Origin of the sequence: Flavobacterium sp. Leaf82 (assembly GCF_001422725.1) — a bacterium.
Lineage (GTDB): Bacteria > Bacteroidota > Bacteroidia > Flavobacteriales > Flavobacteriaceae > Flavobacterium.
This window is the reverse complement of sequence record NZ_LMMA01000032.1, coordinates 87,161-104,623: the sequence shown is the minus strand read 5'-3', so window position 1 is coordinate 104,623 and position 17,463 is coordinate 87,161. Positions and strand designations below refer to the sequence as shown.

Genomic DNA, 17,463 nt, shown 5'->3' with positions numbered 1-17,463 from the left:
CTTCTAGCAAATATAAAAACAAAATAGATTCGAATTTAAATTACTTTATGATTTCTCAATAAAATCGTACTAAATTTTGATTCCCACTTTTCTTAAAAGCATATCGATTACTTTATTAATATCCGGAGAAATATTAAACCTGTAATTTAAGTAAACATATACAATAGTTACAATCATGGATTTTAATGCAATACCTATTAATGGATAAACTGGGAATTCCCAAAAATAGAACACTAAGAATAAAACTGTTGTAACTGCCAAAGAATATAAATTTTGCTTTGTAAATGGATACAAATCAAGTTTTTTTACTACAAAAAGCAATTTGGCTAAACTATAAAAAGTAATGGATAAAAGGGTAGCAAATGCAGATCCCATAATACCAAAATGTGGTATAAAAATTATATTTAAAACAAATGTCAAAACAACTAATCCTAAACCTAAAAATAATACAGTACGGTAATATTTAGTATTAAAAATAATTGCATTATTGTTTCCTAAAATTAAATCAAAATATTTTGACAATCCTATCATAAATACAACCGGAATACCTCCTCTGTAATCTTTAGGAACTATTTCATATAGCTGATTGATATTAACAAAAATACACAACATTACAAATCCACCTACTATTTGAAGATTAATCGATGTTTTTTTGTATAAAACATTCAGTTCATCATGTTTATTTTCATGCATTAATTTTGCCGTAATTGGATATACGATCTGATGCATTGCACGACTTGGAACTGAAATTACCAAAGCAATATAGGTTGCTACAGAATAGTACGCAATATTTTCAATTTCCATGTATTGGTTCAGTATCAATTTGTCACCATCGAGGAGTAAATTAGCAACGCTTCCTGAAAGAATAATAAAAAAAGTATATTCCATAACACTTTTTACATTCTCCGGTATTGTAATTTGAAAATTAGGTTTCTTGATATAAAAGGCATAAAACATGGTAACTAAAAATGCTACAAAATAAATTCCTGCCGTAAAATAAACAAACTGAATAAGGGTCATCCAATTAAAATACAATCCTACTAAAGCTACTGTAGAAACGAGTCTTAATCCGACTTCTTTTATAAAATTTCCAAAAACAGAATGCATATGAACTCTTGCCCAAGCGTAGAAAATCTCAAAATAAGCCATGCAAATCCCTACAAATGGAATTAAGAACATAAATTCTTTTACAACCGGATTTTTCTTAGTTACAAATGCTGTTATATCATCAAAGAAGAAAATACCAATGATTCCTAACGGAATACACATAAGAATAGGAAATAATGCTGTAAAAGACAAAAACTGCTCTCTTTCTTCTTCGGTTTTATATTGGGAATAAAATTTTACAAGCGTATTTTGCATTCCAATAGCAAACAAAGGCATTATAACGTTTGCAGCAGAAAGAATATAATTTGTTAATGCATAATAAGTTGCACCTAAATAAATTGGGTATAAATAAAGTGTGTTGATGGCGCCAATAGCGAAGCCTATGTAAGTAATAATTGTGTTTTTGAAAGACTGATTTAAAACAATACCCATGTTTGGATTTTAGATTTTAGATTATTGATTTTTGGTTATTGCAATCTTATGATTCGCTAATCAATTGTGCCAATTGTTTGGTTAGGCTTTTTCTTGAATATTGTTGTAAACCAACACCATGCGATTCTAGTTTTCCTTCTGAAAATTGATTATAAAAGTCCAAAATTACACTTTTTAACTTCGCTTTTTCAGAATAATCAAAAAATACTCCTGTATTTGTCTCTTTAATGATATCCGCAAAATCAGATCCATTTGGACCAATAGCAATTATTGGACGATTTGAGACCATATATTCAAATAATTTACCCGGAATAATACTTTTAGTATCTTCTGAGTTAATCTCGATTAAAAGTAAAACCTGAGATTTTTTTTGATGTGCAATTGCTTCGCGGTGCGAAACATATCCAAGGAGATTCAAATAATCTTTTAAGTTAAATGCGGCAATTGAATCTAAAACTTCCTGACTTACTGCTCCTATCAGTTTAATTTCTAAATGCTTTTTGAAATCAGGAATTTCCTGAAGCAATTCTACCAGACATTCCCATAAAAAATCAGGATTTCTATCAGACAAAAATGAACCAATATGTGCAAGAGTAAATTTAGTATCTAAAGTTTGTTTCTCGACATTTTCGATATCATAACCATTTGTAATTACCGAAATTGGCTTATTGGTAATCGCCTGAAATTCAGCTTTAGTAGTTTTACTGGTTACGATAATGATATCAGCAGAATTTAAAACTTTATGTTCTAAAGTTTTATGTTTTTTAGCAGCATAACCTGATAAACGCAATGCTTTATGATAACCAATTGTTGTCCATGGATCGCGGAAATCAGCAAACCATTTTACATTTAGTTTTTCTTTGAGTTCTAAACCAATCAAATGCAGACTATGCGGTGGTCCGGAAGTCACAATTGTATCTATATTATTTTCCTTAATATATTCCTGAAGATAAGCCACTGATGGTTTTACCCAAAAAACACGGGCATCAGGAATAAAAAGATTACCACGAATCCATAGAAAGGTTTTATCTAAAAAAGTTTGTTTTTTCTTATGAGGAAAAATGCCGGAACTAATTTTCTTGGTTTTATTTTTAGAAAAAACAGATGCTAATTGATACGGTTCCCAAATTTTATTTTTAAGAACAATAACCTTATCAGAAATCTGACTCACTAAACCTTCATCAACTATAGGGTAAGTTGGATTTTCAGGAACATAAACAATAGGCTGAACACCAAATTCAGGCAAATACTTTACAAATTTTAACCAACGTTGTACACCGGGTCCTCCAGCAGGTGGAAAATAATAAGTAATGATTAAGAGTTTCTTTGGTTCCAAGGAAAAATTGTTAATGGTTTAAAAGTGCAAATTTAGAAGTTATTTTAAAGCAAATTTCTCATATGCTTTAAATAAAATACAGAACAAGAGAAAACAATTTAAGACTTGCCAAAAAATTAAAAAAATCCAGACAATTTTAAATTTAGTTTCCATACTTGACAAACTAAAATATTCGCCTTGGCTTTCCTCATAAAAATCATCATATCCTATCATATATACTCCGCAGAAAATAAATACCGCCAAGTCTAATAAGATAAAAACAACAACTTTAGTAATTTTCGAAAACATTCTTAAAACTGAGACTGAGACTGAAACTGATTACCGTGACTGTTCACCAGACTTCTTTCTTTCAAAATAAATTCCTCCAATCAAAAGGAACAACATTCCAATTGAACTAGCCAAAGTAATAGTACTTCCGGTTTTTACAACCTGAGGTTCAAATTTAAATTCGATAGTATGTGTTCCTCCCGGAATTTCCATTGCTCTTAAAACATAATCAACAGGGAAATGATTCGTTAATTTACCATCAACATAAGCATTCCAGCCATTTTTATAATACATCTCAGAGAAAACAGCTAAACCGTCTTTTGGATTATCAGATTTATATTTGATATAATTAGGTTTATATTGTACCACTTTTATAGTTCCGGTTGTGTCCCATTGTTTCTTTAAACGGGCACTTTTAAACTTTACTTCGTGTTCACGAACATTAAAAATGGCTACTTTTTTAGTATCAATATGATCTAAAGCCTTCATCACGTCATCTGGCTTATTAACCAATTTTACAGTGCTTACAAACCACGCATTTCCGTTTGTATTAGGATTTACGGTCGGGAATTCTTTTCCTTCTTTATCTGTCTGGATAATGTATTTTACATTTAACATATCCAAAACTTCCATATTGTTCTTTGCAATCTGGTAGTCAAACAACTGTTGCATTCTTCTTGGTTTTGCGGCATGATATCCTCCAAGAGAATGATGAAAATAAGATGCACGCGCACTCGACATATTTCCGTTTACTTCGAAAACCCTGTAATGTGTAGTATCTTTTAAAATCTGCGCATCAGATGGTGTTTCCTGAAACGGAGCTGCAATTTGTACCGGACTCACAAAATCTTTAGCAGAAACATATTTTTTATCGACAAAAAACAAATCGAAAATCATTAAAATTCCAACAATAATCAAAGTTGTATTTTGAGCCAGTTTGTTTTTAATAAACAACCATAAAATTCCAAAAGTCAATACGATAAAAAAGCCTGAACGCAATAAATCTGCAGAATATAAGGTCATTCTGTCTTCTTTTAGTGCATCAACAAAAGCTGGTCCGTAACTGTCTAAGAAATAACTATCACTGCTTCCTGTAAAATGAAACATGCTTTTGGCAAATACTAAAATTATAATGATTCCTATACCAAAAACTCCTGTTTGTATAAGTGCTTTCTGTTGTAGTTTAAGTTCTTCTTTTGCTTTAAAGAAAGATTGTAATCCCATAATAGCCAAAACAGGAAAACACAATTCAAGAATAACCTGAATAGATGAAACTGCTCTGAACTTATCATACATTGGAACATAATCAATAAAGAAATCTGTTAGTAAAGAGAAATTTTTTCCCCATGAAAGTACCAATGCAACTAGTGCACCTGAAAGGAAAACGTATTTTATTTTTCTATCATCAATAAATAATGCTAAAACTCCTAAAAAGAAAACCACAACTCCAATATAGGCAGGAGCCGCAACAATAGGCTGATCTCCCCAATAAGTTGGCATTCCTGATACAAAATCCTGAGCTTGTTCTGACGGAACGCCCTGCTCCAGCATAAATGCATACATACGGCTATCAGTTCCTACATTTTCATGATTTGAACCTCCAAAAAGTCTTGGTGCAATTAAGTTAAAACTTTCAGGAATTCCGTAACTGTATTCTGTAATATACTCACGGCTTAAAGCATTTTCGTTTACCTTTTTAGATCCATCAGGATTAAAAGTCAGTTCGCTGTTACTACGTGTACTAAATTTAGCATATTCGCTGGTCGCCATTAAATTAGTCGCATTGGCGCCAATAGCAAAAATTCCGGCTACAGCCAAAACTCCAATAGCAGTTAGTAAAGGTTTGTATTCTTTTTCTTTGATGAAATTAAAAGCAAAATAACCTGAAAGTATCAATAAGAATATCAGTAAATAATAGGTCATTTGAAAGTGGTTTGCATTAATTTCTAACGCAACCGCAAACATGGTGAGTAAACCTCCCCAAATATATTTTTTTTGAAAAACCAGTATAAATCCAGCAATAACAAGTGGCATATAAGCAATTGCATGGGCTTTTGCATTATGACCAACTCCAAGTATAATAATTAAATAGGTAGAAAAACCAAATGCTATCGCACCAATAAATGCTTTTAAAGGATCTGTTTTTAAAACCAGTAATAATCCGTAGAAACCTAAGAAATATAGAAATAGATAATCTGCAGGACGAGGTAAAAAACGCAAAGCGTCATCTATTTTACCCACATAATCATTAGGGTAATTTGCTCCTAATTGATAGGTTGGCATACCACCAAATGCTGAATTTGTCCAATATGGCTCAGAATGTTCTGTAGCTCTAAAATCATTCTGTTCTTTTGCCATTCCGGTATATTGAGCAATATCCGACTGGAAAATTTGTTTTCCTTGTAAAACAGGATAAAAATAAATTAAAGAAACGAGAATAAAGCCCAATATAACAAGGGCATGCGGATAGAACTTATTTACTATTTTCAATTTAGGCTGGTTTGGTTAAATGATGAATCCTGTAACTCTAGGACACAAACTTAATCTATTTCTTCGTAATCAACATAATCACCGACTTTTTTGGTTTCACGGGGATTTTTTGCATTAGCGGTGTTTATAATGATTTCATCATTATTTGCACGCGTTTTTTGCCATGTATTATCCTGAGTATATTGTTGTTGTCTCTGAAAATTCTCTCCGGCTTTCTCAACGGCTTTTTTTACTAATACCGGTAAAAAGATTTTGGCTAAAAATTTAAAAATATAATAAAACGCAATAATCCACATTATCGTTTTAAACAAATTTGTAAAAGATGCTTCTTGCATGATCATATAATTTTTTTCCAAAATTAATAAATCCATTGTTTAAAATTAAAATATCAATCTTAAATAAATAATAAAATATAGTACATTTGAAATGCGTTATTACTTTTTAATCAAAAAAAACATTTATGTTAAAAAATAAAAGCTTTTTTATTACAGCTCTTTGTTTAGTTCCACAATTTTTTTTCGCACAATATACTGATGTGATCAACTCGAATCGTCCAGGCGAAACAATGTCTGCTTATGGAGTTGGAAAATCAGTTATTCAGGCAGAAATTGGTGTATACGGTATTAAAGAAAAACACGACTTACTGGATTACGACGGAAGCGGTTTTGGTACAGATATAACGTTACGTTACGGTGCATTTCTTGAAAAACTGGAGTTTGTGCTGGATTTGCAATACCAAATGGAAAACTTCGACACTCCATACACAAGTTATAAAAAGAATAATTTTAGACAAACAGTTCTTGGAGCTAAATATCTAATCTACGATCCTTATAAAAATTATAAAAAAGAAGCTAATATTTATAGCTATAAAGCCAATCATAGTTTTAACTGGCATGAATTAATTCCTGCTGTGTCTGTATTTGCCGGAGCAAATTTTGTTGGCGCAGACAATCCATATTCTTTCTCGCCTGAGTCCAGTATTTCGCCTAAAGTAATGTTGATTACTCAGAATCTTTTTGGAGGAGGAAAATGGGTTTTTGTAACTAATATTATTGCCGATTATATTACAACAGATTATCCTAGTTATGGTTACGTTTTAACATTAACACACGGATTTAATGATAAATGGTCTGGTTTTGTTGAAAATCAAGGCTATAAAAGTGATTTTTACAGCGATGCCATTGTTCGTGGCGGAGCAGCTTATTTGATCAATCCTAATCTTCAGGTTGATGCCTCTTTGAGTACCAATTTTAAAAACACACCTTCTATATTTTATGGAGGAGTTGGAGTTTCCTGGCGTTATGACGCAAGTTATAAAGAAAAACAAATGGAATTTAAAGGCAAGGAAAAAGCCAAAAAGAATAAAGATAATGAGATGGAACAAAGAGAGATCGATTATCAGGAAAAAGAAAGAAAACGCAAATCCAAATACGAGTAGTAGAAATTAATAACAAACCTCTTAAAAGAGATATTTACATACAGAATTTTAATGATTACAATTAAAGAAGCCAAAACCAAAAAGGAATTAACTGATTATATCAAATTTCCATTTTCACTCTACAAAGACAATCCGTATTGGGTTCCGCCAATTATTGCAGATGAACTGGAATCTTTTGATAAAACAAAAAATCCTGCTTTTGATAATGCCGAAGCTTATTTTTATATTGCTTACAAAGACAACGAAATTGTGGGCAGAATTACGGCAATTATCAATTGGTCTGAAGTTAATAATCAGCACAAAAGAAAAGTTCGTTTCGGTTGGTTTGATGTTATTGATGATATCGAAGTAACAAAAGCTTTACTTGAAAAAGTTTATGAACTGGGCAGACAACATAATCTGGAACATGCTGAAGGTCCAATGGGATTTTCGAATTTAGATAAAGTTGGTGTTCTTACAGAAGGTTATGATCAAATGGGAACCATGATTACATGGTACAATAATCCGTATTATGTAACTCACTTTGAACAGTTAGGCTTTCAGGTAGAAAAAGAATATATCGAAAGTATTTTCCCTTTTTCGAATGTTAAACCTGAGTTTTTTCTAAAAGCACAGGAACTAATCAAAAAGAGATACGGTTTGCGCTCTCTTACCTTTACAAAAACAAAAGACATTATGCCGCATGTCGACAAAATGTTTGATTTATTTAATGAATCTTATGCTAAATTAGCTTCGTTTGTGGCAATCTCAGATGTTCAGAAAGAATACTTCAAGAAGAAATACATTAGCTTTATCAATCCGGAATACATTAAGTTTGTTGTTGATAAAGATGATAAATTAATTGCTTTTAGTATCGTAATGCCAAGTTTTTCTGAGGCATTACAAAAGGCTAAAGGAAAACTATTTCCGTTTGGATTTATTCATTTATTAAAAGCAAGAAAACAAAGTAAAGACGTTGTTTTTTACCTTATCGGAGTTCATCCTGATTATCAAAACAAAGGAGTTACAGCCATTATTTTTGATGAATATTATAAAACGTTTTCTGAAAAAGGAATTCAGAATTGTATTAGAACTCCAGAATTAGCAGAGAATACGGCAATTCATTTATTATGGAAAAACTTTGACCCAACAATTCATTGTCAGAGAAAAACTTATCTGAAATATCTTTAATCTAAATAATCATAAAACTAAAAAATCCATTCTCCCCAAAGAATGGATTTTTTAGTATAAATAATAACAGAAAACTTATTCTGCTTTACAATCAACTTTTGTTAATGTATTTTTTTGATCAAATTTCAGTAGTTTTTTATCTTTAAAGGAAACTTTACCATTTGCTTCCACAACATCTCCATATCCTTCATAAAGAATTCCTTCTTTTTCAATAAAAGCAACCTCTCTAATAGATGAAACTCCTTCTGACATAAAGGTATAATCAGCAATTAAAGTATCGCCCTTCATATTCCCTATCAAAGTTCCTTCATTTTTATCTTTCCCGGCTATGTTATAGCTTAATTTTCCATTTACTTCCTGATGCGAGTTTACATTGTAACTTAGTTCAATTTTATTAGCACCTGTCGATGCATAACATTGATCTCCTGATGGCTCAAGGATTTGAGCTTCTTTTGGTGCTTTTGGTGTAATTTCTACCGGTTCTGCAACTTGATCTTTTTTACAAGAAGCAAAAACACTTAAAGTAATAATTGTAAAGGCTAGTATTTTCTTCATGTTCTTTTGTTTTTATAATTAGTTATATAAAATTACTTTAAATAAAAAAAATCCATTCGCATAACGAATGGATTTTTTTACATAATTCCCATATTAGGAATTTATTTTGAAGAAATTAAGCGTCTAAATCTACTTTAGTTCTGCTTGCAATTTCTTTATAAGTACCATTTTCTAATTTCTCGCGAATTGCTTCAAATGCTACTAACGTTTCATCAATATCTCCTAAAGTATGTGATGTTGTAGGGATCATTCTTAACAAAATAATTCCTTTTGGAATAACCGGATAAATTACAATAGACAAGAAAATACCGTAGTTTTCTCTTAAATCGTTCACCATTACCATTGCTTCAGGAACACTTCCTTCTAAATAAACTGGTGTTACACAAGTATTTGTATCTCCAATATTGAAGTTTCTTGAACGCAATCCGTTTTGTAATGCATTTACATTTTCCCAAAGTTTATCTTTCAATTCAGGGTGATTACGCAATAACTCTAAACGTTTCAATGAACCAATTGTCTGAATCATTGGCAATGCTTTTGCAAACATTTGAGAACGTAAATTATATTTCAAATAATCAATAATATCCTGATCCGCAGCAACAAATGCACCAATATTAGCCATTGATTTTGCAAAAGTAGAGAAATATACGTCAATACCGTCCTGAACTCCCTGCTCCTCACCTGCTCCCGCTCCTGTTTTACCAAGAGTACCAAAACCGTGTGCATCATCTACTAATAAACGGAAATTATATTTTTCTTTTAAAGCTACAATTTCTTTTAATTTACCTTGTTGTCCTCGCATTCCAAAAACACCTTCGGTAATAAAAAGAATTCCACCACCTGTTTCTGTTGCCATTTTAGTAGCACGTTGCAGGTTTTTCTCCATACTTTCAAGATCATTGTGTTTGTATGTAAAACGTTTACCCATGTGCAAACGAACACCATCAATGATACAAGCATGAGAATCAACATCATAAACAATAATGTCATTTTTAGTAACCAAGGCATCAATAGTCGAAACCATTCCCTGATAACCAAAATTTAATAAATATGCCGCCGGTTTCATTACAAACTCAGCTAATTCGTTTTCTAATTGTTCGTGGTATTTTGTATGACCTGACATCATACGAGCCCCCATTGGGTAAGCTGCTCCAAATTGAGTTGCAGCATCAATATCGGCCTGACGTACTTCAGGATGATTTGCAAGTCCTAAATAGTCATTCAAACTCCAGTTTAAAATATTTTTTCCACCAAATTGCATTCTTGGACCAAGTTCTCCTTCTAATTTTGGGAATACAAAATATCCCTCAGCTTGTGAAGCCCATTTTCCTAATGGTCCTTTATTGTTCTGAATTCTTTCGAATAAATCTTTTACCATAAATATATTTTGAAGTAATAATTTTATTTTATACAGGGTGCAAAAATAATGATTATTATTCTAAAATAGAGTCAGCCAATTATTTTTATTGAAAAATATTCTGAATCCCCATTATCCGCTGTTTTTATTGTATAAACTTATCGTATTTAACGTAAGAAATTATCAAATCAATATCCTTAAAACTGAATATAATCAATCATAAAGAGTCAGAAGATGACTTTTATCATAATAAAAGATAAAATTGTCTTTTAAATTTACTTCAGATTCAAAAACTAAAATAAAAACCATTTATTATGAAAAAAAAGTCCGTTATTAAAATCAAAGCCTTTCTGTTTGTCCTCTTTTTACTCTTACTTGTGTCATGTAAGAAAGAAAAAACTAATTATTCTGACATTGTAACTGAAGGAGAAATGCAAGCTGAATTAACATCTCCGCCACTCGTACCTAAACCAGTTGGAAACAGAACAGCCATGAAGCTAAAAATCAACATGGAAATTAAGGAGCAGGAAGCAACCATGACCGATGGTGTAACATATACCTACTGGACATTTGGCGGTTCTGTACCCGGAAGTTTTATTAGAACACGAGTTGGTGACGAAGTCGAATTTCACTTAAAAAATCATCCGGACAATAAATTACCTCACAATATCGATCTGCACGCAGTTACTGGTCCCGGCGGCGGCGCAACCTCTTCGTTAGTCGCGCCCGGTCATGAAAAGGTATTTAGTTTTAAGGTAATTAACCCTGGCTTATATGTATATCATTGCGCAACTGCTCCGGTTGGAATGCATATTGCAAACGGAATGTACGGTCTGATTCTGGTTGAACCAGAAGGGGGATTACCGCCAGTTGATAAAGAATATTATGTAATGCAGGGTGATTTTTATACGCAAGGCGAATATGGAGCAAAGGGACATCAGCCTTTTGATATGACCAAAGCCGTTAAAGAAACTCCTGATTATGTTGTTTTTAACGGAAAAGTAGGTTCCCTGACAAACGGAAATGAACTTACAGCAAAAGTAGGCAAAACGGTTCGTTTGTTTGTTGGAAATGGAGGCCCAAATCTGGTATCGTCTTTTCATGTTATTGGAGAAATATTTGATAATGTTCACTTAGAAGGCGGTTCTCTTATTAATAAAAATGTTCAGACAACCTTAATTCCCGCAGGCGGAGCTGCAATTGTAGATTTTAAAGTAGAAACTCCCGGAAGTTTTATTCTCGTAGATCACTCGATTTTTAGGGCATTTAACAAAGGTGCACTGGGAATCCTAAAAGTAGAAGGTGCAGAAAACAAAAATATTTATTCAGGAACAATCCAAGAAGGAATTTATTTACCAGAAGGAGGAACAATACAAAATATGCCTGTTAATGCATCTTCGAAAACGAGTATACCAAAAAGAACTGTGGCAGAAAAAATAAAAATTGGCAAAGAGATCTTTGGAACAACTTGTTTTGCCTGTCACCAATCTGAAGGTCAGGGAATATCAAATACATTTCCGCCTCTTGCAAAATCAGATTATCTAAATGCCGATTCAAAAAGAGCTATTAAAACAATCTTACATGGTTTGTCTGGTGAAATCACAGTAAATGGGCAAAAATTCAATAATATAATGCCAAGTCAAAATTTATCTGATGATGAAATTGCCAATGTTATGACCTATATATATAATAGTTGGGGAAATAATAAAACAGTCGTAACGCCAGAACTGGTAAAATCCCTGCGATAATAGCATCAAATTATGTATAAAGGTATTTTAATACTGATCCTTTTCTTCGTTCAGACAGGATTTATGAGCGCACAGAATAAAAAAATGGTACAAATACAAGAGGGATCTTTTATCCCTCTTTATGGAGCGACTGAAAAGAAACCAGTCGTTGTAAAAACCTTTTTTATAGATATCTATCCCGTTACAAATGGTGAATTTTTAATATTCATAAAAAAGAATCCGAGTTTTAGCAAATCTAAAATAAAAGGGATTTTTGCAGATGAAAGTTACCTTTCTTATTGGAAAAGCGATTTTGATTTTGGAAATATAAATCCAAAAACTCCGGCAACAAGCATTTCATGGTTTGCAGCAAAAAAATATTGCGAATGTCAGGGAAAACGATTGCCAACAATTGATGAATGGGAATATGTGGCGATGGCAGATGAAAATAAAATTGATGCCAGAACTAAAACAGAATTCAATACATACATTTTATCGTGGTACGAAAAATCTAAAACCTACGAAAATCCCGTTGGAAAAACTTTCAAAAATCACTGGGGAGTTTATGACATGCATGGTTTAGTCTGGGAATGGACAGCTGATTTTAACAGCATTTTTTTATCAGGAGAATCCAGAAAAGATAAAAGCGACGATAAAAACCTGTTTTGTGGCGCTGGATCTGTTAATGCTACAGACTTAATGAATTATGCAGCTTTTATGCGTTATGCTTTTAGAGGCAGCCTGAAAGCGCAGTATTCAACAAGAAATCTGGGTTTTAGATGTGCAAGTACAACAAAACAATAATTTTAAATTATCTAAAATGAAAAAAACAATACTGGCACTTTTTATAATTGCTTTGAACCTACAAAGTTGCAAAGACAATAAAATTAATAGGGATACATCAAAAGAAAAACCAATTACAGATTTATCCATCTACAATCTTCCTTCAAAATGGACGACTCAGGACAACAAAAATATTGAACTAAAGAGTTTAAAAGGAAATGTTCTTGTTATGGTAATGATTTATACTTCGTGTAAAGCAGCTTGCCCCAGATTAGTTGCAGATATGAGAGCTATTGAGGCAAAACTGGATAAGAAAACTAAAAAAAATGTAAAACTTATTTTAGTCAGTATTGATCCTGTGACAGATACTCCGCAAAAATTAAAATCATTTGCAATAGCCAACAAGCTCAATCACGATCCCTGGATTTTCTTGCGCTCTACAGAAGATAATACCAGAGAATTTGCAGCAGTTTTAGCTGTTAATTACAAACAAATATCTCCTATGGAATTTTCTCATTCTAATATTATAAGTGTTTTTAATACTGACGGAGAATTGATATACCAACAAGAAGGTCTCGCAGTAAATAATACTAAAACAGTTGAAACAATAAATCAGGAAGCTCAAAAAATTTAAATCGTTGACTAGTTAAAAACAAGAGACAGTTTTAAGGAATTGGCTCTTGTTTTGTATTTAAAATCATGATCATAATCAAGATTATACTTATTACAATCAAAAATCCGGAAATAAATAATCCCTCAAAATATCCGGAAATTTTTCCTATTCCTAAATAAAAAAATCCGCCCTGAAGAAACAATAAAACTTCATTCAAGATATATCCCAGACTAAAAATTTTTATTCCGTAACTCAAAATTTTAGATTTATGATCCAGTACTTTATTTTCGATTAATACTCCAAATAAAATTCCGGTAATAATACCAAGAGTTGTTAAGTGAATAAAGCCAATTACAAGATTTCTGATTTGATGTGAAACTTCAAAAAGATCTGGCATTAAATTTAATAACTGAGTGCTTATTTTGAAAAACAAGGAAAATAAAACTAGAATATAAATACTTTTTGTTGTTGTGTTTAAGTTGGTTTTGAAATATGTAATATTAGTTTTCAGCATTTTATAAAAATACACGAAAGCTACAATTTGCAGTAAAACCCCAAAAACATTAATCCATTTTAGCATTTCGTTTTTAATGTACCAGCTTATCGGAAGCGCTATTGTTAAGAATGTTGATAACAGTAATAAACCAAAGAATCTTTTTAAAACTCTCCCCTTCCAAGTTTCTTTTAGCCTGTTTTAAGAATAAAGCAAAAACGGCAAATAAAAACCAGCCATTAAACTGAAAATGTAAAAAGAATTGGATTGCAATTTGATAAAATGCGTTTTGTTTTCCCAACATATTTAATGCAGGTCCTAAACACCAAACTCCAAAAGTTGAAAAAACCAGAAACAAAATTGCTGTCATCAGAAGTTTTCTTTCACGCGTATTCTCTTTGCTGCAATCTTTCCAGACCAACACGCAAAAAACATAACTTAATAAAATATGTGCTGTTGAAAATAGTATCGAAAAAAAAGCATATCCCTGAACAGGAAAAGAAATCATCATGCCGATAACAGTAAATTCCGTCATCCAGAATAATCGATTATAAATGGGTTTATAGCTTTTATCTTTTGGGATAAACATCCGAACAATTAAAACATAAATTGTCATATAAACCCAGCCTAACATTGCTACATGCGAATGTGCATGAAGGAGAAAACTATAATTTATACCATCAAAATTAAATAATGTCATAAATCGCATTAACAACCCCATAACTGAAGCTATCAAAAAATTACAAAAACAGCATAATATCCAACTTCTAACTGAACTTATTTTTAATATATCCCCCATTTGTTTTAAATAAAAAATGCACCAACCGTACTCATTTTTAATGATTCAGTTGGTGCAATTATTGTAATTATTATTTAGGCAAATTCTTCTTCCAGAACTACCGCTTTATTAAACAAGATATTATTCTCCAGGTGAATGTGTTTGTGTAAATCTTCTTCAAATTCTTTTAGCATTGCAAAAGTTACTTTATAAGTCGTACATCCGTCACTTGGCGGCGTATAATTATTTGTTATACTCGCAATTTCACGAAAACGATCTCCCTCATTATCATGCTCTTGCATCATCATTGCGATTGGGTTAGAAACGCTGCCAAATGAAGGCTGAGTCAGGATTCCATGCTCTTCTTTGGTTTTTACCATTCTTTTTATGAAGGGAAACAACATTAATTCTTCTTTTTTCATGTGTTGTGCCAATTCTCCTGCTCCTGCCGTAAACAATTCATTTATTCTAAATAATTCCGGATGAGCGTCACCATGTACTTTGCAAAGTTTATCTAAAAATTGTTTCAGGATAATAGATTTATCCTCAACATAACGATGATGTGTTTTTTCGATATAATCTGCCAGTAAATCTAATGGCCATGAATTAAAATCTATCCCGTTGTTGTTTTCAGATTCTAAAACATCAATCAGGTTTTGCACCAATACATCCGAGTCAATATTTTGTTTTTCGCATACTTCAGTAAGAATCCTGTTGCCTTTACAACAAAAATCAATTTGATATTTTGTAAATACTGCAGCAGTTCTAAAATCTTTCGCTACAAACGAACCAATTGTATTATTTTTTAAATTTTCCATTTTGTCTAATTTTTATCATTATTATATTATCTATTTTCAATAAAAGACAATTTTATCTTTTATTAATTCATTAAAAAACCCTAACCTGTAAACAGCGTTAGAGTTTGTTATTTACTCAACAATTAAAACCCCTTTCATCATGGCTACGTGCCCTGGAAAAGTACATAAAAAGTTGTATGTTCCTTTTTTATCAATTGTAAATTGAATAGTATCTTCTTCTCCACCGCCCAATAATTTGGTATGCGCTACAATAGATGCTTTTTCAGAAGCTGGAATATAATCTGTTTCTTTAGCCGTAATAGCTTTTGCAGCAAAAGCAGCTTCATCTGTTCCTTCTTGTAAAATAACAAGATTGTGTCCCATTGCTTCTTTTGGTATTTGACCAACATGTTTTAAGGTCAAAGTAATAGGTTGTCCGGCAGTAGCTCTTAATTCTTTTTTATTAAACTGCATCTGGTCATTTCCTTCAATAACCAATTCATTGCTAACTGCTTCTGCTTGTGATTCATCTTCCGTTTGATTAATTTCTGACGCATCAGTTGTTGTAGTATCTTTTTTTCCACATGAAGTTATTGCTAACATTCCTAATAGTACAATAGCCGAAATTTTAACTTTTTTGTTCATTTCTATGTATTTAAATTATAATATCTATTCGCTTTTATTTAATATTTTCAAATGAAAATCTCCTGATTTTACGCTTAAAGCTAATTCTTCCAGAGATGTATTGGTTAACATTGCCACCAGTAATTCGCGTATTTTTTTAAATTCATTGTGTACGGGACAAGGATGCACTTCTGAACATTCTTTTAATCCTATTCCGCAGCCTTTATAAATATTGTCTCCATCGATCGCGTCTACAATATGAATTAATTTTATAGATTTTAAGGCTTCCGCCGAAATTTCAAATCCTCCTCCTACTCCTTTTGCCGAACCTATAATATTGCTTTTGGTTAAAATCTGCATTATTTTGGCCGTAAAAGGTTCCGGAGAATCAATTTCTTTAGCTACATCTTTTATTCCTACCCTAATTCCTTTAGACGAATTAGCAGCAATAAATATAGAAGCCCGAATGCCATATTCACACGCTTTTGAAAACATAATATCTGATTAAATTCCTTACAAATGTATGCAAACACATATTAAAAGACAAATTTATCTTTAATTAATTTTCAGCATGCAACTCCTTATTTATAACGAAAATAATTTAATTATTAAGAAAGGTGAAATTAGACAGCAAGTGAATTTAAAACCAATTTTAATTTTACCTTTGGTAGATTATAATTTTGTAAAACCCGGAAAATGGCTTTAAGCACCTCAAAAGATTTAAAACTCGCTGTTCTTATTGATGCCGACAATGTACCTTACAGTAATGTAAAAGGTATGATGGAAGAAATAACAAAATTTGGTACCCCAACAACTAAACGTATTTATGCTGATTGGACAAAACCAAATTCTAATGGATGGAAAGCTGTTTTACTAGAACATGCTATAACCCCAATTCAGCAATATAGCTACACCGTAGGTAAAAATTCATCAGATTCTGCTTTGATTATTGATGCAATGGATTTACTGTATTCAGGAAAACTTGACGGATTTTGTATCGTTTCCAGCGATAGCGATTTTACACGTTTGGCTATCAGGTTAAGAGAATCCGGCATGAAAGTAATTGGTATTGGAGAAAAGAAAACACCTAATTCTTTTATTGTAGCGTGCGACAGATTTATTTATATTGAGGTTTTAGACGGAGCAATCCAAAAGAAAAAACCAAAAACAACTGCAACAGCAGATGCTAAAAAACCTGTTGAAAAACCTGCTGAAAAAGCATTACATAAAATAGACAAACAAACCATTGATTTGATAGAAGCCACAATTGAAGATATTGAGGACGACGATGGATGGGCATTTTTAGGAGATGTTGGAAACTTAATTGTGAAGAAAAAACCTGAATTTGACCCAAGAAATTATGGTTTTTCAAAGCTTACACCAATGTTAAAATCACTAACTGATATTCTTGAAATCGACGAAAGAGAATCAGATAAAAAAGGGATCAAACATGTGTATGTTCGCCTTCGATTTAACTAATTATCAAAGTATTACAT

18 protein-coding genes are annotated in these 17,463 nt (G+C 31.9%); 7 read left to right on the top strand and 11 right to left on the bottom strand.

Features of this window, described 5'->3' with window-relative positions; all coding sequences use genetic code 11:
- Nucleotides 1-69: 69 nt before the first annotated feature.
- From ASF10_RS14890 to ASF10_RS14870, 4 genes are all read right to left on the bottom strand, one after another.
- Nucleotides 70-1,539, bottom strand: a complete 1,470-nt coding sequence (locus ASF10_RS14890) for a polysaccharide biosynthesis C-terminal domain-containing protein (protein ID WP_056250571.1) — start codon at nucleotides 1,537-1,539, stop codon at nucleotides 70-72.
- Between the two features lie 46 nt (nucleotides 1,540-1,585).
- Nucleotides 1,586-2,875 (bottom strand): glycosyltransferase family 4 protein, encoded by a 1,290-nt coding sequence (locus ASF10_RS14885; protein WP_056250569.1) that lies wholly within the window; start codon nucleotides 2,873-2,875, stop codon nucleotides 1,586-1,588.
- 318 nt (nucleotides 2,876-3,193) lie between these two features.
- Nucleotides 3,194-5,632 (bottom strand): YfhO family protein, encoded by a 2,439-nt coding sequence (locus tag ASF10_RS14875; RefSeq protein ID WP_056250566.1) that lies wholly within the window; start codon nucleotides 5,630-5,632, stop codon nucleotides 3,194-3,196.
- A 50-nt stretch (nucleotides 5,633-5,682) separates the two neighbouring features.
- Entirely contained in the window at nucleotides 5,683-6,003 is a 321-nt protein-coding gene (locus tag ASF10_RS14870; protein ID WP_117611383.1) for a DUF4834 family protein, read from the bottom strand.
- 89 nt (nucleotides 6,004-6,092) lie between these two features.
- Between ASF10_RS14870 and ASF10_RS14865 the strand changes: the two genes are divergently transcribed.
- Entirely contained in the window at nucleotides 6,093-7,070 is a 978-nt protein-coding gene (locus ASF10_RS14865) for a transporter (protein ID WP_056250563.1), read from the top strand.
- A 51-nt stretch (nucleotides 7,071-7,121) separates the two neighbouring features.
- On the top strand, nucleotides 7,122-8,240 hold the full coding sequence (locus tag ASF10_RS14860; RefSeq protein WP_056250560.1) for a hypothetical protein: 1,119 nt from the start codon (nucleotides 7,122-7,124) through the stop codon (nucleotides 8,238-8,240).
- Between the two features lie 75 nt (nucleotides 8,241-8,315).
- Here ASF10_RS14860 and ASF10_RS14855 read toward each other — a convergent pair whose 3' ends face one another.
- Both ASF10_RS14855 and ASF10_RS14850 read right to left on the bottom strand, forming a co-directional pair.
- On the bottom strand, nucleotides 8,316-8,795 hold the full coding sequence (locus ASF10_RS14855; RefSeq protein WP_056250557.1) for a hypothetical protein: 480 nt from the start codon (nucleotides 8,793-8,795) through the stop codon (nucleotides 8,316-8,318).
- A 115-nt stretch (nucleotides 8,796-8,910) separates the two neighbouring features.
- Entirely contained in the window at nucleotides 8,911-10,173 is a 1,263-nt protein-coding gene (locus ASF10_RS14850) for an aminotransferase class I/II-fold pyridoxal phosphate-dependent enzyme (RefSeq protein WP_056250555.1), read from the bottom strand.
- Between the two features lie 293 nt (nucleotides 10,174-10,466).
- Here ASF10_RS14850 and nirK point away from each other — a divergent pair, with 293 nt between their 5' ends.
- From nirK to ASF10_RS14835, 3 genes are read left to right on the top strand one after another with little or no spacing between them, the layout of a single operon-like run.
- Nucleotides 10,467-11,900, top strand: coding sequence for a copper-containing nitrite reductase (nirK, locus tag ASF10_RS14845; RefSeq protein ID WP_056250554.1), 1,434 nt, complete (start codon nucleotides 10,467-10,469; stop codon nucleotides 11,898-11,900).
- A 12-nt stretch (nucleotides 11,901-11,912) separates the two neighbouring features.
- Nucleotides 11,913-12,683: a formylglycine-generating enzyme family protein gene (locus ASF10_RS14840; RefSeq protein WP_056250552.1), complete on the top strand. Its 771-nt coding sequence runs from the start codon at nucleotides 11,913-11,915 to the stop codon at nucleotides 12,681-12,683.
- Nucleotides 12,684-12,699: 16 nt separating this feature from the next.
- Nucleotides 12,700-13,296: an SCO family protein gene (locus tag ASF10_RS14835; protein ID WP_056250549.1), complete on the top strand. Its 597-nt coding sequence runs from the start codon at nucleotides 12,700-12,702 to the stop codon at nucleotides 13,294-13,296.
- Nucleotides 13,297-13,327: 31 nt separating this feature from the next.
- Here ASF10_RS14835 and ASF10_RS24540 read toward each other — a convergent pair whose 3' ends face one another.
- The 5 genes from ASF10_RS24540 to ASF10_RS14815 all read right to left on the bottom strand — a co-directional run bounded on the left by ASF10_RS24540 (nucleotide 13,328) and on the right by ASF10_RS14815 (nucleotide 16,462).
- Nucleotides 13,328-13,855, bottom strand: a complete 528-nt coding sequence (locus tag ASF10_RS24540; RefSeq protein ID WP_241774961.1) for a hypothetical protein — start codon at nucleotides 13,853-13,855, stop codon at nucleotides 13,328-13,330.
- 7 nt (nucleotides 13,856-13,862) lie between these two features.
- Entirely contained in the window at nucleotides 13,863-14,468 is a 606-nt protein-coding gene (locus ASF10_RS24535) for a hypothetical protein (protein WP_241774960.1), read from the bottom strand.
- A gap of 173 nt (nucleotides 14,469-14,641) precedes the next feature.
- A complete protein-coding gene (ric, locus tag ASF10_RS14825; protein ID WP_056250547.1) occupies nucleotides 14,642-15,364 on the bottom strand; it encodes an iron-sulfur cluster repair di-iron protein in 723 nt (240 codons plus the stop codon).
- A gap of 111 nt (nucleotides 15,365-15,475) precedes the next feature.
- Entirely contained in the window at nucleotides 15,476-15,988 is a 513-nt protein-coding gene (gene azu, locus ASF10_RS14820) for an azurin (protein ID WP_056250545.1), read from the bottom strand.
- 24 nt (nucleotides 15,989-16,012) lie between these two features.
- Nucleotides 16,013-16,462 (bottom strand): RrF2 family transcriptional regulator, encoded by a 450-nt coding sequence (locus ASF10_RS14815; protein ID WP_056250543.1) that lies wholly within the window; start codon nucleotides 16,460-16,462, stop codon nucleotides 16,013-16,015.
- Nucleotides 16,463-16,538: 76 nt separating this feature from the next.
- On the opposite strand from ASF10_RS14815, the gene ASF10_RS24625 reads away from it, so the two are divergent.
- The gene (locus ASF10_RS24625; protein WP_262487327.1) at nucleotides 16,539-16,673 is read left to right on the top strand and encodes a hypothetical protein; all 135 of its coding nucleotides are present in this window, start codon (nucleotides 16,539-16,541) and stop codon (nucleotides 16,671-16,673) included.
- Entirely contained in the window at nucleotides 16,664-17,446 is a 783-nt protein-coding gene (locus ASF10_RS14810; protein ID WP_056250541.1) for an NYN domain-containing protein, read from the top strand. The genes ASF10_RS24625 and ASF10_RS14810 overlap by 10 nt, the downstream gene beginning before the upstream one ends.
- Nucleotides 17,447-17,463 lie beyond the last annotated feature (17 nt).